General features: G+C 61.7%; 13 protein-coding genes and 1 pseudogene. 7 read left to right on the top strand and 7 right to left on the bottom strand.

What is annotated here, in order from left to right; all coding sequences use genetic code 11:
• Positions 1 to 16: 16 nt before the first annotated feature.
• The 3 genes from ACKZ62_RS08840 to ACKZ62_RS08830 are packed head-to-tail and all read left to right on the top strand — an operon-like array spanning position 17 to position 1,426.
• Positions 17 to 292, top strand: a complete 276-nt coding sequence (locus ACKZ62_RS08840) for a metal/formaldehyde-sensitive transcriptional repressor (RefSeq protein WP_447096544.1) — start codon at positions 17 to 19, stop codon at positions 290 to 292.
• Positions 289 to 1,212: a CDF family Co(II)/Ni(II) efflux transporter DmeF gene (dmeF, locus tag ACKZ62_RS08835; protein ID WP_122756954.1), complete on the top strand. Its 924-nt coding sequence runs from the start codon at positions 289 to 291 to the stop codon at positions 1,210 to 1,212. The genes ACKZ62_RS08840 and dmeF overlap by 4 nt, the downstream gene beginning before the upstream one ends.
• A 34-nt stretch (positions 1,213 to 1,246) precedes the next feature.
• On the top strand, positions 1,247 to 1,426 hold the full coding sequence (locus ACKZ62_RS08830; RefSeq protein WP_032885921.1) for a DUF1289 domain-containing protein: 180 nt from the start codon (positions 1,247 to 1,249) through the stop codon (positions 1,424 to 1,426).
• A 9-nt stretch (positions 1,427 to 1,435) separates the two neighbouring features.
• Here the strand turns inward: ACKZ62_RS08830 and ACKZ62_RS08825 are convergent, their stop codons facing one another.
• A complete protein-coding gene (locus tag ACKZ62_RS08825; protein ID WP_032885922.1) occupies positions 1,436 to 2,233 on the bottom strand; it encodes a DNA/RNA non-specific endonuclease in 798 nt (265 codons plus the stop codon).
• A gap of 156 nt (positions 2,234 to 2,389) precedes the next feature.
• On the opposite strand from ACKZ62_RS08825, the gene ACKZ62_RS08820 reads away from it, so the two are divergent.
• Positions 2,390 to 3,451, top strand: a complete 1,062-nt coding sequence (locus ACKZ62_RS08820; RefSeq protein WP_447096543.1) for an SDR family oxidoreductase — start codon at positions 2,390 to 2,392, stop codon at positions 3,449 to 3,451.
• Here the strand turns inward: ACKZ62_RS08820 and ACKZ62_RS08815 are convergent.
• The 4 genes and pseudogenes from ACKZ62_RS08815 to ACKZ62_RS08800 all read right to left on the bottom strand — a co-directional run.
• Entirely contained in the window at positions 3,448 to 4,464 is a 1,017-nt protein-coding gene (locus tag ACKZ62_RS08815) for a sensor histidine kinase (protein WP_122680475.1), read from the bottom strand. The genes ACKZ62_RS08820 and ACKZ62_RS08815 overlap by 4 nt on opposite strands.
• 15 nt (positions 4,465 to 4,479) lie before the next feature.
• The gene (locus ACKZ62_RS08810) at positions 4,480 to 5,934 is read right to left on the bottom strand and encodes an ATPase domain-containing protein (RefSeq protein WP_032885925.1); all 1,455 of its coding nucleotides are present in this window, start codon (positions 5,932 to 5,934) and stop codon (positions 4,480 to 4,482) included.
• A complete protein-coding gene (locus ACKZ62_RS08805; protein WP_447096542.1) occupies positions 5,931 to 6,365 on the bottom strand; it encodes a hypothetical protein in 435 nt (144 codons plus the stop codon). The genes ACKZ62_RS08810 and ACKZ62_RS08805 overlap by 4 nt, the downstream gene beginning before the upstream one ends.
• A gap of 61 nt (positions 6,366 to 6,426) precedes the next feature.
• A pseudogene (locus ACKZ62_RS08800) lies at positions 6,427 to 6,657 on the bottom strand (MFS transporter); the annotation flags it as partial.
• Between the two features lie 214 nt (positions 6,658 to 6,871).
• On the opposite strand from ACKZ62_RS08800, the gene ACKZ62_RS08795 reads away from it, so the two are divergent.
• The 3 genes from ACKZ62_RS08795 to ACKZ62_RS08785 all read left to right on the top strand — a co-directional run bounded on the left by ACKZ62_RS08795 (position 6,872) and on the right by ACKZ62_RS08785 (position 10,827).
• On the top strand, positions 6,872 to 7,393 hold the full coding sequence (locus ACKZ62_RS08795) for a sigma-70 family RNA polymerase sigma factor (RefSeq protein WP_122680473.1): 522 nt from the start codon (positions 6,872 to 6,874) through the stop codon (positions 7,391 to 7,393).
• Positions 7,390 to 8,340 carry a FecR family protein gene (locus ACKZ62_RS08790; protein ID WP_099603075.1) on the top strand — a complete coding sequence of 317 codons (951 nt, stop codon included), beginning with the start codon at positions 7,390 to 7,392 and terminating at the stop codon, positions 8,338 to 8,340. Before ACKZ62_RS08795 ends, ACKZ62_RS08790 begins: the two co-directional genes overlap by 4 nt.
• A 75-nt stretch (positions 8,341 to 8,415) precedes the next feature.
• Complete coding sequence (locus ACKZ62_RS08785) at positions 8,416 to 10,827, top strand: TonB-dependent siderophore receptor (RefSeq protein ID WP_447096541.1); 2,412 nt, start codon at positions 8,416 to 8,418, stop codon at positions 10,825 to 10,827.
• Between the two features lie 81 nt (positions 10,828 to 10,908).
• On the opposite strand, the gene ACKZ62_RS08780 is transcribed toward ACKZ62_RS08785, so the two are convergent.
• Together ACKZ62_RS08780 and ACKZ62_RS08775 are read right to left on the bottom strand one after the other, a co-directional pair.
• Complete coding sequence (locus ACKZ62_RS08780) at positions 10,909 to 11,964, bottom strand: NAD(P)-dependent oxidoreductase (RefSeq protein WP_447096540.1); 1,056 nt, start codon at positions 11,962 to 11,964, stop codon at positions 10,909 to 10,911.
• 64 nt (positions 11,965 to 12,028) lie between these two features.
• A complete protein-coding gene (locus ACKZ62_RS08775) occupies positions 12,029 to 12,925 on the bottom strand; it encodes a LysR family transcriptional regulator (protein ID WP_122680471.1) in 897 nt (298 codons plus the stop codon).
• Positions 12,926 to 12,927 lie beyond the last annotated feature (2 nt).

The following is a 12,927-nucleotide window of genomic DNA, read 5'->3' as shown; positions in this document are numbered from 1 at the left end:
GTAGGGGGGGTATATCGTGAGCCATATCGCAGCCAACAAAGACGGCCTGATAAAACGGGTTAAACGCATCGCCGGGCAGATTCAGGCGGTGGAAAAAGCCCTGGAGTCGGACGCTGACTGCGCCAAGACCCTGCACTTGGTGGCCGCTACGCGCGGCGCCATCAACGGCTTGATGGAAGAGATCATCGAAGAGCACGCCAGGGCGCACGTGGCGGATCCTTCCCTCAGCGAGGAAGAACGCAACAAAGGTGTCGAAGAACTGCTCGAAGCCATCCGGCGTTACGCCAAATGACGCTCATGACAAACCACGCCCACGAGCATGTGTTCCTCGGTGCTGCCCACGAAGAGAACGCCAGGCGCACCCTGTGGGTGGTGATGCTGACAGTAGTGATGATGGTGGCGGAAATTGCAGCCGGCTACGTCACCGGCTCCATGGCCTTGCTGGCTGATGGTTTTCATATGGCGACCCATGCCGGTGCCTTGGGCATTGCCGCCGCAGCCTATGCCTATGCCAAACGCCACGCGCGCAGCCCGCGCTACAGCTTCGGCACCGGCAAAGTGGGCGACCTGGGTGGCTTCGCCTCGGCGCTGATCCTGGCGCTGGTGGCCCTGGGCATTGGCGTCGAGTCGGTGATCCGCTTGCTTGAACCCACCGCGGTGCAGTTCGGTACCGCGACCCTGATTGCCATCGTGGGCCTGGTGGTGAACATCGTCAGTGCGCTGTTGCTGGGGCACGGCCACAGCCACGGGCATGACCACAACCACGAGCATGACCACGAGCACCATCACCACAGCAACGACAACAACCTGAAATCCGCCTATGTGCATGTGCTCGCCGATGCGCTGACCTCCGTCCTCGCCATTGCGGCGCTATTGGCCGGGCGCTACCTGGGCTGGGTGTGGCTGGACCCGGTGATGGGTATCGTCGGCGCCATCGTGATTGCGCGTTGGGCCTGGAGCCTGATGGGCGTAACCGCAGGCGTGCTGCTGGATCAAACCGATGAGCACGTTGCCGCCGAAATCCGCGAGCTGGTCGAGCAACCCGGCGACGCCAGGATTACCGACCTGCATGTGTGGCGCGTCGGCCCCGACGCCCACGCGGCGATTGTGAGCGTGGTCGGCCAGGCGAGCACGGATGCCGACAGCATTCGCGAGCGCCTCAAGCCGGTGCATGAAGTGAGCCACCTCACCGTTGAGTTTCGTTTGGCGTGAGTGCGCCCCCTTTACCCCATCTCCAGGTGACCTCTTGGCTAAAGACATCGAAAACCCCTGCGTCTCCACCTGTCAGCTCAGCGGCGACCTGTGCGTCAGCTGTGGACGCAGCAAGGACGACATCCGCAAGTGGAAACGCATGAAACGCCCCGAGAAAATGGCCGCGGTGCAACGTGCAACCCAACGCTTGAAGGCGTTGAAAAAAGCCAAGTAAGCCGCGTATTCAGGAGCGCCCAATCGACCCCGACACCGGAAGATTACCCAGCAGTTTGAGCCCGGTGCTTTTCACGAAGGTGTCGTAGTCCATCGGCTTCTGGATGCGCGTTTCAGCGTTGGGCAGCACGTAGGCCCAGGCGCGCTGGCTGGAGGCGTCGTACACCAGCTTGAACAGGCGCGTCGGCACCCAGACCTTGTTGTCGCCGATGGTGCTGTAACCCTGGTCAAACAGCGGCCCGGTAAACACATACACATCACCGCCGGCGCGCTTGGCAAACTTGCGCACGTCCGCCTCGACCTTGCTCCAGATCTTGCGGTTGTTGGTGGGGTCTTGGGGCACCATGTTCGACAGCGCAAACGACTGCGCCATGGCGCGGGCGTTGGGAGCATCGGCGGCCGGAGCCTGGTGGCCGCGGTCAACGGCCGGGTGCTGGCTGCGGTAGTCGCTCAGCTCCGCGCGGCCGCCTTTTGGAATGCGCGGGTCGGCATAGAACTGGTTGGTGCGCTCCTCGCCTTTGGCATCTTTCAACTGCGCAGCGTTCAGGCGTTCGACCACCACCAACGGGGTCTTGCTGGTCTGTGAGTAGAGCACCGCAAACGTCTCGGAACACAGCGCCAGGGGTTTCATCGACGCCGGAACGGTGGCTGTCTTAATTGGGGCGGCGGCAGGGAAGAGATCGGCACAGCCATCGAATGAGGCGCGTTGTTCGGTGGGGGTGTAGGGGTTTACCAGACTGCGGGCATCTACAGCGGTAGAAAACAAAACAAGGGCCGACAGCCCGACAGCGATAGTGCGTAGGTACATGCGTTAAATCTTATGGTGAGGGTAACGGAGAAGCGCGAATGTTCGTGCGGGGCTTATGGACCCTGATTCGTCTGTTTGGTGCCGCGAGACTCACGGATAAGGTTGAACCTCTCCTACACGCTGAGGCTCAGAAGCCTACATCCTCGGGAGAATTTTATGACCCAGACAGCACTCGTCGTAGGCGCCAGCGGCATCGTTGGCAGCGCCATCACCCAGCTACTGCTTGAACAACAATGGCAGGTCGCCGCGCTGTCCCGCCAGCCATCACAGGTGCCGGGCGTGACTCCAGTCGCCGCCGACTTGCAGGACCCGGCATCGCTGCAACAGGCCTTGGCCAATCTGAAACCCACCCACGTATTCATCACCACTTGGTCGCGCCAGGCCACCGAAGCCGAGAACATCCGCGTCAACGCCGCCATGGTGCGCAACGTGCTGGATGCCGTGCGCCCCGCCGGCAGCGTGCAGCATGTGGCCTTGGTCACCGGCTTGAAGCACTACCTCGGGCCGTTCGAAAACTATGGCAAGGGCAGCCTGCCGCAAACCCCCTTCCGCGAAGAGCAAGGCCGCCTGGATGTGGAGAACTTCTATTACGCCCAGGAAGACGAAGTGTTCGCCGCCGCCAAAAAGGACGGCTTCACCTGGAGCGTGCATCGCCCGCACACAGTCACCGGCGTGGCCGTGGGCAATGCGATGAACATGGCGACCACCCTCGCCGTCTACGCCAGTGTCTGCAAACACACTGGGCGCCCATTTGTATTCCCAGGTTCCCGCGTGCAATGGGACAGCCTCACCGACATGACCGATGCGCGGCAATTGGCACAACAACAGCTGTGGGCCGCCACCACGCCGGCGGCGGCCAACCAGGCGTTCAACATCACTAACGGCGACGTGTTCCGATGGAAATGGATGTGGGGGCAGATTGCCGATTATTTTGGCCTTACACCCGCAGACTTCCCGGCCCAGCCCTCGCCGCTTGAGAGTCAGATGGCCGACGATCAGGCCGCCTGGAGCCAGCTCGCTGCGGAGCATGGGCTGAAGGAAACGGACATCAGCCGCCTCGCCTCGCCCTGGCACACCGATGCTGACTTGGGGCGCCCGATTGAGGTGGTTACGGACATGTCCAAGAGCCGGAAGATGGGGTTCACCGCCTACCAGGCGAGCGACCAGGCATTTTTCGAGGTGTTCGATAAGTTGCGCGAAGCGCGGTTGATCCCTTAACGCACCAGGGGCAGCGTCACCACAAATTCGCTGCCCTTGCCATGCCCATCACTCATCCCCGTCACCTTACCGCCGTGGGCTTCGACCAATTCACGCACTACCGTCAAGCCAATGCCCAGGCCCGTCACGTTGAAGCCGATGGCATGCGTGTCTTGCACGTACGGGTCAAAAATGAAAGGCAGTGCCTTGGCGGTAACACCGATGCCATTGTCGGCAATACTGATCCGCAGCACTTTGGCGGTCACGGTGGCCGTCATGCTGATAGTGCCGCCTACGGGCGTGTACTTGGCAGCGTTGGCCAGCAGGTTGTGCAAAATCTGCGCGAGTCGGCCCGGGTCGCCGTTGACGATCAGAGCAGCGTCAGGCAGCTCGACATCAAACTGTTGCTTTCGCGCAATCATCACCGGGCTACAGGTATCAACGGCGGCATTCAGAATACGCAGCATGTCCACTTCACTGCAGTTGATACGCAGCTTGCCGGTGCTGGCGCGCGAGACATCCAGCAAGTCGTCGACCAGTTGGGAAATATGTTGGACTTGGCCCTCGATCAACTCGCGCATGCGCGGCAGTTGATCACTGGGCAGCCGTACCATTCGCTCGGCAATCAGCTTGATGGGGGTCAGCGGATTACGCAGTTCATGGGCGACCATCGCAAGGATGCCTTTCTGCTGGTCCAACGCTCGCTCCGCTGTCGCCTGCAGGTCCTGGGCGCCGAGCGCTGCGATGACCAGTTGCGCGTTGGCCTCACGCAGTTCCTGAAACAGTTGCTCTTCCATGCCCGGCATGGCGACCGGTACGGATTGGGCCAGGAGTATGGCGAGCACCAACTGCTGGTTGGCCTCGATCAACTGCTCGACGTGCTGGGAATCCTCCAGGCGACTGTTGGCGTCACTCAGTTGCTGCTGCAATGCGGCCAGTACCGCTCGGGCTTCAACGGTTTTCTGGCCGAGCAGGAAGAGTTCGTGGGCAGCATTGGCTGCTTCACGCTCGTCCTCTCCAGCGCGTTTACTCATGGGTCAACTCAGACATTATCGTTCCTTAATTGGCTGGCTAGTCGGACGACCACCGAGCAGCCCTTCCTGGTCAGCGAGCATCTCGCCGATCTGCAGGCCATCGTCATTGATGTGATATTGGCGCAGCTCATCGCTGTGGGCACTGGCACGCACCTTGACCACGGCCATGATGCGCAACAGGCGGCTGCGCACTTCGATGTAGCGCTGCACGATGATCGCATCGGTCAGGAACGCCGTGCCGTAGGGGCTGAAGCGCAGATCGGTGTAGCGGTCTTCCAGCTCCGAGGTCATCAATACACTGACCCCGGCGCGGGTCAACGCGGTAACCATGCGTGACAGCGACTCACGGAAGTCCGCACGAAAGGTCGGCGCCAGGGCCAGCTCAAAGCCCGACAGCGAATCGATGACCACCCGCGTGGCGTTCAAGCGGCTGATCTCGCTCAGCAACAGTTGGACGATTTCGTCGATGGACAAATCCGGCGCCCGGCTGTCCACCAGGCTGACCCTTCCGCTTTGGATCAGGTCTGCCAGGGTAGCGTTTTGCGAGCGGTTGGGCCGTTGCTCGAACACCGCGATAACGCCGGTTTCGCCATTGCGCGCACCCTCGGCCAGAAAGGTCGCCGCCAGGATGCTCTTACCCGACCCAGAAGGCCCCGCCACCAGCAGCGAATAGCCGCGAGGCAAACCGCCACCAAGCATTTCGTCGAGGCGTGGCACGCCCATTTTCAAGCGCTGCATCGGCAGCGTCATCGGTATCTCGACCGGGTTGAGCGGCGCAGGTGCGAACACATTGATGCCGGAACTGGCGATGCGGAAGGTATGCAAACCCGGCAAAGTCGGTTGGCCGCGCATCTTCATGACTTCCATCTTGCGCACCATGGAATTGCGCTCAACACTCTGGCGCAGCCAGATCAACCCGTCAGCTACAGTGAATATCGGGTTGGTGTCGGTTTCGGTGAAGTACTCACCAATCAGGAAGGTGGTCGCCTGCCAAGTGGTCATCAACATGCCCAGTTGTTGAACGAACTGCGGCAGGTTGTTGTTGGGGTTGTGCTGAGTCTGGCTGGCCAGCACCACCGAACGAAAGGAATCGACAAACACCAGCGACGGTGAATGCGCCTCCACTTCGCTGACGATGCGCCGGAGCACTTCATCCAGGTCACCTGCCAGCGTGTCGTCAGCCAGGTTGATGTAGCGAATCGAGTGGTTGATCGCATCGTTGTCGAAAAAGTCGAACTGCTGCTGATAACGCAACATCTTCAACGGCGGCTCACCCAAGACAGTGAAAAACAGCGCGGGCCGCTCAGGTGTCGCTAGGGCGAACATCATCTGATGCGCCAGCGTGGTCTTGCCGCAGCCGGGAGGGCCGGCGATCAGGTTGAACGAAAACTCCGGCAATCCTCCGCCCAGCACCTCGTCCAGCCCTGGCACGCCGGTAGCCAGGCGGTTGATAGTTACTTTGGTGCTCATGGCGAATTTTCCTGCGAAGGGGTGTCGCTCAAAGAAGGTTCCCACACGTCGCGCAGCAAACGGGCGGTCAGCGAAGGCCCGATCAGCGTGGTCAGCAGCGTGTAAAAGGTGATCAGCAGCCCTTCACCGAAAAGCAGGGCATCCGCTTCACTTTGCTCAACCAGCACGGATTTGAGGCCGAGCAGATCCGGCGCCGCCTGCGCACGTTCAAACGTGCTGGCCAGGTGGGGATGAATGGAGGCGCTCAGGTGGATACTGCGGCGTGTCAACGCAACAACGCCCTGCTGGCCGATGATCGGCGTCAGTGCGGCATCCATGCCTTGCAGTATCGACACGATCACTTCGGCGATACGCGCGGTATCAGCGCTGGGACCAACACGGTGCGCCAGAGAAGCTACGATCTGGCGGCTCTCTTCGCTTAGCGTGGACATGACGGGCTTATATCCGATGAATTGAGACCCAGCGTACACCCTATGGCGCTCGACCGAAGGTTTATTGAGTCGCTGTCTCAACACCAGCCCTTCGCCCCGGCCTGAAACCATGGGCACGCGCCGCCCAGACAATTGCCAGCGCCACGCCGATCAACACGAGCATCGCCCACGCAAACGAGGCCACGCCCCAGGTATCCAGCAGCACACCGCCCACCACACCACTGCCGGCGATTGCGCTGTTCCACGCCACCACGTTCAGCGACAACGCCACATCCGCCCCCTCGCCCGCCGCGATCAGCCAACTTCTGATGACCTGGGATATCGCCGCCTCGACGGTGCCGCGCCGTAGCAATCAGTCGAAATAACCGGCTTGCCTGGGCTGGATTCCCCATCGGTTAGTCAGCCCAGGCGATATAAATTCAGCAGGCCATGCTGGGCACGCTTGCTTTCGCTGATGGCACACCGCTAATCTTGCGAATAATTCTTATCCGCAGACGTATGCTCCCATGTCGGCACGCCATCTTCCCTTGAACCACGCCGTCCATGCGCTCTACACCGAGCACCATGGCTGGTTGTTCGGCTGGCTGCGCAAAAAGCTGGGCTGCCCCCATAACGCCGCGGATCTTTCCCACGATACGTTTGTGCGAATCCTCACCTCCCGCGACGCCCTCGGTGGCATGCGCGAGCCCCGGGCGTTTCTCACCACAACGGCGCGCCACCTGATCATCGACCGCGCACGCCGGCGTCATCTGGAAGACACCTACCTGAGGGAATTGGCGCTGACCGTCGAGATGATGGAGCAGTGCCAGCAGTCGCCGGAACAGATCCTCGTCACCTTGGAGGCACTGGAACAGATTGCCTTCGTGCTCGACGGCCTGGCCCTGAATGCGCGGCAGGCGTTCCTGCTGTACTTCCTCGAAGGTCTGCGCCAAAGCGAGATCGCCAGCCGTCTGGGAATTTCCGAGCGCATGGTGCGCAAGCACTTGATGAACGCGCTGATGCACTGCAACCACGCGCTGGACGTATGAGCGCCGACCTCGACCAGCAAGCCGCCAACTGGGTGATCCGTCTGAATGAAGGCAACCTCAGCGAGCGCGAGCAACAGCAATTCGAACGCTGGAAGGCCGCCGACCCACGGCACGTGGCCGCGTTTGAACGCTTGCAGGGTTTTGTCGGGCGTTTGCAGGCGTTGCGCCCGCAACAGGCGCCGGTGCAGGCCGCGCTGGAGGCCGCCCGGGTACGTCGGCGCAACCCGGCCGGCCGCGTGCTGCTAGGCGTGCTGCTGGCGTTGCCGGTGGCCCTGGCGCTGCGAACTTACCCGCCCAGTTACTGGCTGGCCGACCAGCGCACCGCCCGGGCGCAATGGCAGCAGGTCAATCTGGAAGACGGCTCGCAATTGACCCTCGGCGGCAACAGCGCCGTCGACCTGACCTTCAACGGCCAGCAACGCCAGGTGCGCTTACTGCGCGGCGAAATCCTCGTGCAAGTGGCCCACGATGCGACGCGGCCGTTTACGGTGGTGACCGACGACGGCCAGATGCGCGCCCTCGGCACGCGCTTCACGGTCAAGCGCGAAGCACCGGGTACGCTGCTGAGCATGCTCGAATCGACCGTCGCCGCCACCGACGCCAGCCAGCATGACGCTGTGCAGGTGAGCGCCGGCGAACAGGCACGCATCACCCCGGACGCGGTCACGCTGCTGGGCAGGATCGACCCGCGCGCCACGGAGGACGCCTGGAAACACCATCAATTGGTGGTGCAGGACCGGCCGTTGCCGGAGGTGCTCGATGAACTCGCGCGCCAGTACGGCGGCCATGTGCAGTTCGATCGCCAGCAGTTGGCCGACCTGCGCGTGTCCGCTGTGTTGCCGCTGGATAACCCGCGGCGCGCCTTGCAATTGATTGCCGACGGCCTGCCGGTGCGTATCCGCGCGTTCAGCCCGTTGTGGTTGCAGGTCGATCGCCTGGAAAAATAGTTTCGCCTGCCGGGTTCCGCTTTTCACACCTGCCCCGTCAAGGAAGAAAGCACCTTAATAACAGGAATTTCTTCCATGCCACGCCACCTCAAGCGTTCTCCCTTACCCCTCGCCCTGGCGATCAAACTGGTCAGCCTGGCTGCGCTGAGCTTAGGCGTGTGCAGCCCGGTGGCGGCGCAGGAGGCGGCGCGTTATGCCATCGCCGCCGGTCCACTGGGACCTGCGCTGAACCTGTTCGCCCAGCAGGCCCATGTGGCGCTGCTGTTCGACAGCACAACCGTCGCAGGCCTGAACACCACCGGCCTGCAGGGCGACTTCCCGGTGGCCCAGGGCTTTGCCCAGTTGCTGCGCGGCAGCGGCTTGCAGGCGATGCAAGGCGCCAATGGCTACGTGCTGGTGCCGATCAACACTACAGGTTCCTTGGAACTGGGGCCCACGTCGATCACCGGGCGGATCGAAGAAAGCAGCACCGATCACGTCCAGGGCTATGTGGCTACGCGCAACCTCAGCGCCACCAAGACCGACACGCCGATCATCGAAACCCCGCAATCGCTGTCGGTGGTCACCAGCGACGAGATCCGCGACCGCCAATCGGAAACTCTGTCGCAGACCCTCGACCTGACCCCGGGCTTCACCAGCCAGCCCACCAGTTTCAACCGCACCTCGGACCGCTTCCGCATTCGCGGCTTCGATGTGGAATCGGCCACCGGCGGCTCCCTGCGCGACGGCCTGCGCTTGCAGAACAACTCCTACGACGGCGTGCAGGAACCCTATGGCCTGGAACGGGCGGAAGTGATTCGCGGCGCGGCGTCGGTGCTGTATGGCCAACTGTCGCCGGGCGGCCTGATCAATACCGTGAGCAAGCGCGCCAGCCAGACGCCCTACCACGAGATTAACCTGCAAGCCGGGCAGAACGACCGCAAGCAACTGTCCGCCGACTTCACAGGCCCGTTGGGCGACAGCGACACCTTGAGCTACCGTCTGACCCTGCTCGATCGCAAGAGCGACACCGCCGCCGACCACATCAACAACGACAAGATCTATGTGGCCCCAGCCCTGACCTGGCAACCAGACGACGACACCTCGCTGACCCTGCTGTCGTTCTACCAGAAGACCGAAACGGGCTTCTCCGCGCCGCTGCCCTATCAGTTAACCAAAGGCGTCGGCGAAGGCCGGTTCCAGATCGGCCGCCACGACTTTATCGGCGAGCCGGACTACGACGAAATGAACGGCGAGATGTCGGCGCTCGGCTATGAGTTCGAACACCGCTTCGATGAACACACGCGTATCAGCAACAAGCTGCGTTACTACCAGTCGGATGTGACGTGGCGTTACCTGCAAGTCAACATCGCCGGCGCCAACATCGGCACCGCGCAAACCACCGGCCTGCTGCGGCGCCAATACAGCGACCGCCAGGAACGCTCGCGGGGCCTGGCCAGCGACACCAATATCGAGAGCAAATGGCAGTTCGGCGACTGGCAGCACACCTTCCTGCTGGGCTTCGATGGTTACGACACCAGCTATGACTCGCACAACTTCCGTGGTACCGCACAGCCGTTGAACCTGGCGACCTACCAATATGGCCAGCCGGTGGTAGTGAATCGCAACCCGGCCACGGACCGTGGCTCGCAGATCGACACCCTGCAAAAAGGCATCTACTACCAGGACCAGATCAAATTCGACGAACGTTGGATTCTGCTGTTGGGCGGCCGCCATGACTGGGCCAACCAGGACACCGAACTGTTCCGCAATTCGGCCAAGAGCAGCAAGCGCGATGAAGCTACCACCTGGCGCGCGGGGCTGGTGTACAAGGCCGACAACGGCCTGGCGCCTTACATCAGCTACAGCGAATCGTTCTTCCCGGTGGCCGGCACCGACAAGGCGGGACAAAGCTTTGTGCCCACCGAAGGCAAGCAGTATGAAATCGGTATCCGCTATCAACCCGAAGGCAGCGCCACGCTGCTGAGTGCAGCGGTGTACCAGTTGGAACAGCGAAACGTGCTGAGCCAGGACCGCACCGACCTCAATTTCTCGGTACAGGTCGGCGAAGTGCGTTCCCGTGGTTTCGAGCTTGAAGCCAAGACCGAAGTCACCCCCAACCTCAGCCTGATCTCGTCCTACGCCTACATCGACGCACGCATCACCAAAAGCGATATCGCCAGTGAAATCGGCCAACGCAGCGAAGATACGCCCTACCACCAGGCCGCCCTCTGGGCCGATTACCGCCTGGCGGCGCTCGGCATCCCGCAACTGCGCATCGGCGGCGGCGCCCGCTACAAAGGCACCACCCAGGCTTCCGGCGTGCCGTCATCGATGCCTGCCTATACCCTGTACGACGCCCGCGCCAGCTACGAGATCGACCCGCATTGGGAAGTCGCGCTGAACGCCAATAACGTCACCAACAAGCGCTACACCTATTGCGAATTCGCGATTTGCCGGTATGGCGATGAGCGACAGTTGGTCAGTTCGTTGACGTATCGCTGGTAATGCTCACCGGCACCGGCTCGGCAATGGTCAGCAGCACCAGCAAGTTGGCGAACGAGCCGATGGCCATGAACAGGTCCGTGGTTAACCTGCGCCCGCAGCCAGGCTGAGTGCGTGGATCTTGTCGACAATCTGCCGTGAAGCCTTACGGATCGCCGTCGTCGTGTTGCCTGCGATATGCGGTGTCAGTTGGGCATTGCTGATGCCTGCCAGTGGCGAATCAAAACGGTCTTTTTCGTGGACAAAGGTATCGATGGCAACCGCTTTGATATGCCTGGGAAACGCGGTCATGAAGCTTGCCAACTGGGCTTCGTCGACGATGCCGCCGCGAGCGGTATTGATCAGTATCGAGCCTTGGCGCATCAGCCTGAACTGGGCAAGGCCGAACAGGCCTTGGGTGAGCGGTGTCAGCGGTACGTGGATAGAAACCACGTCGGCCTCGCCCAGCAATTGTTCGAGGGTTTGCCGTCGATCAAGCCCAAGGCTACGCGCGACCTGCTGCGTAAAACGCTCTGAACCGCTGGCGATGACATTGATACCGAGCGATCCCGCTTTGCGTGCGACGGCTTGGGCAATGCTGCCGGTGCCCACCACCCCCAGCGTGAGTTCGCCGAATTCGAGGCCGGGCGCCAAGGTGCCCTTGGACCAGCGGCCGTTGTGCGTTTCGGCGTTGTAGTGGTCCAGGTCCCTGGATAAAAACAACGCCTGGGCGACGACGTATTCGGCGACCGCCGACGCGTTGGAGCCCGGCGTGTTGAGTACGGTCACGCCACACCGCTCAGCCTCTTGCCGGTCGATATGGTTAACGCCTGTACCCGCTTGGGCGATGGCGCGCAGCGGCGTTGGCAGGGCCGATGATGCCGCGGCGCGGATCAGTTCGCTCTCAATGGGAATATTCAGGCGCGTCTTCAACACGCTATACCCCCCGGCCTGAGTCACGGCGTCGATAAAAGCTTGCCGGTCGTGGCCATTGATCTCGGTGTACCGGATGCGCTCGCCATAGTGCTCACGGATACTGTGTTTATCCGTGAAATAGTAGAGATTCAGGGTGACGATCAGGCCCAACTCAAGGAATCGGTCGACTTCCTCGAACAGCAACGGCGGGCCGGGAGCATCCAGTATCAGGGTGGTGAATGCCATACCTGTGAGCCTCTTTAAAGGGTGTTCAACCGCACCGACACACTAGCACCGCGCCACACTGGTTCTAAAACAGTAACCGCGAAAAATCACAGCAGGCCTGCGCCAGCCGCGCCACGTCCTGGTTCAAGCCGAATTGACGGTCCACCCGGTGCAATGCCACGTACTGGATACTCGGCAACTCCGGCTGCGTGACCAGCGCGCGTAATGCGCCGTGCTCGATCAGGTGCGACAAACACGCCTTGGGCAAATAACTCACGCCGATCCCCGACAGCGCCAACCCCACCTGCACCAGCAGGTTATGGCTGGTGAGCGTGCGCGGCATCTGCACGTTGTGCGCGGCCAGCCAACGCTCGTAGATCAAGCCGGTGCCCGACTGCGAACCCTGGGTCAGGACGGTGTAATCGGCCAGCACTTCCAGGCTTACGGGGTCTGGATGGGGGATCAGGCCCGGCGCGCAGATCCAGGCGTTTTCGACGCTTTGCAGCGCGGTGCTATGGAAGCGCGGGTCGCTGTAAACGTCCGGCACAATCACCAGGTCGAGTTGGTCGCTTTCCAGCTTGCGAAACAGTTCGCTGCTCAGTTCCACCGACGGTTCGATCTGCACTTTGGGGTAGGCCTGGCGCAGCGCTTCCACCAACGCCGGCAGCCAGGTCAATGCGGTGAGTTCGGTGACGCCGAGACGAAAACGGCGCACCAGCACTTCGCGGGCGCTGACCCGTTCGAGCAGTTGGTCGCGACTGTTGAGCAGGTCGCGGGCGTAGTCGAGCAGCTCACCACCCTTCTCCGTCAGCCGGGCGTTGCGCTTGCTGCGGTCGAAAATCTCGACGTCGAAGGTGTCTTCCAACTCCTGGATGCGCTTGGAGATGGCCGACTGAGACATGTTCAGCTTGTTCGCCGCCGCTTCAAAGCTGCCGAGTTCGGCAATCCAATACAGCGCATCGATTTGCTTGAAGGTGATCATGG

The organism is Pseudomonas sivasensis (assembly GCF_052938085.1).
This window is presented reverse-complemented; position numbering and strand designations above follow the sequence as displayed.

Excerpts from the sequence above, each read along its gene's own strand:
- dmeF (WP_122756954.1), top strand. The coding sequence starts at position 289 with ATGACGCTCATGACAAACCACGCCCACGAGCATGTGTTCCTCGGTGCT.
- ACKZ62_RS08825 (WP_032885922.1), bottom strand. The coding sequence starts at position 2,233 with ATGTACCTACGCACTATCGCTGTCGGGCTGTCGGCCCTTGTTTTGTTT.
- ACKZ62_RS08820 (WP_447096543.1), top strand. The coding sequence starts at position 2,390 with ATGACCCAGACAGCACTCGTCGTAGGCGCCAGCGGCATCGTTGGCAGC.
- ACKZ62_RS08815 (WP_122680475.1), bottom strand. The coding sequence starts at position 4,464 with ATGAGTAAACGCGCTGGAGAGGACGAGCGTGAAGCAGCCAATGCTGCC.
- ACKZ62_RS08810 (WP_032885925.1), bottom strand. The coding sequence starts at position 5,934 with ATGAGCACCAAAGTAACTATCAACCGCCTGGCTACCGGCGTGCCAGGG.
- ACKZ62_RS08805 (WP_447096542.1), bottom strand. The coding sequence starts at position 6,365 with ATGTCCACGCTAAGCGAAGAGAGCCGCCAGATCGTAGCTTCTCTGGCG.
- ACKZ62_RS08795 (WP_122680473.1), top strand. The coding sequence starts at position 6,872 with ATGTCGGCACGCCATCTTCCCTTGAACCACGCCGTCCATGCGCTCTAC.
- ACKZ62_RS08790 (WP_099603075.1), top strand. The coding sequence starts at position 7,390 with ATGAGCGCCGACCTCGACCAGCAAGCCGCCAACTGGGTGATCCGTCTG.
- ACKZ62_RS08785 (WP_447096541.1), top strand. The coding sequence starts at position 8,416 with ATGCCACGCCACCTCAAGCGTTCTCCCTTACCCCTCGCCCTGGCGATC.
- ACKZ62_RS08780 (WP_447096540.1), bottom strand. The coding sequence starts at position 11,964 with ATGGCATTCACCACCCTGATACTGGATGCTCCCGGCCCGCCGTTGCTG.
- ACKZ62_RS08775 (WP_122680471.1), bottom strand. The coding sequence starts at position 12,925 with ATGATCACCTTCAAGCAAATCGATGCGCTGTATTGGATTGCCGAACTC.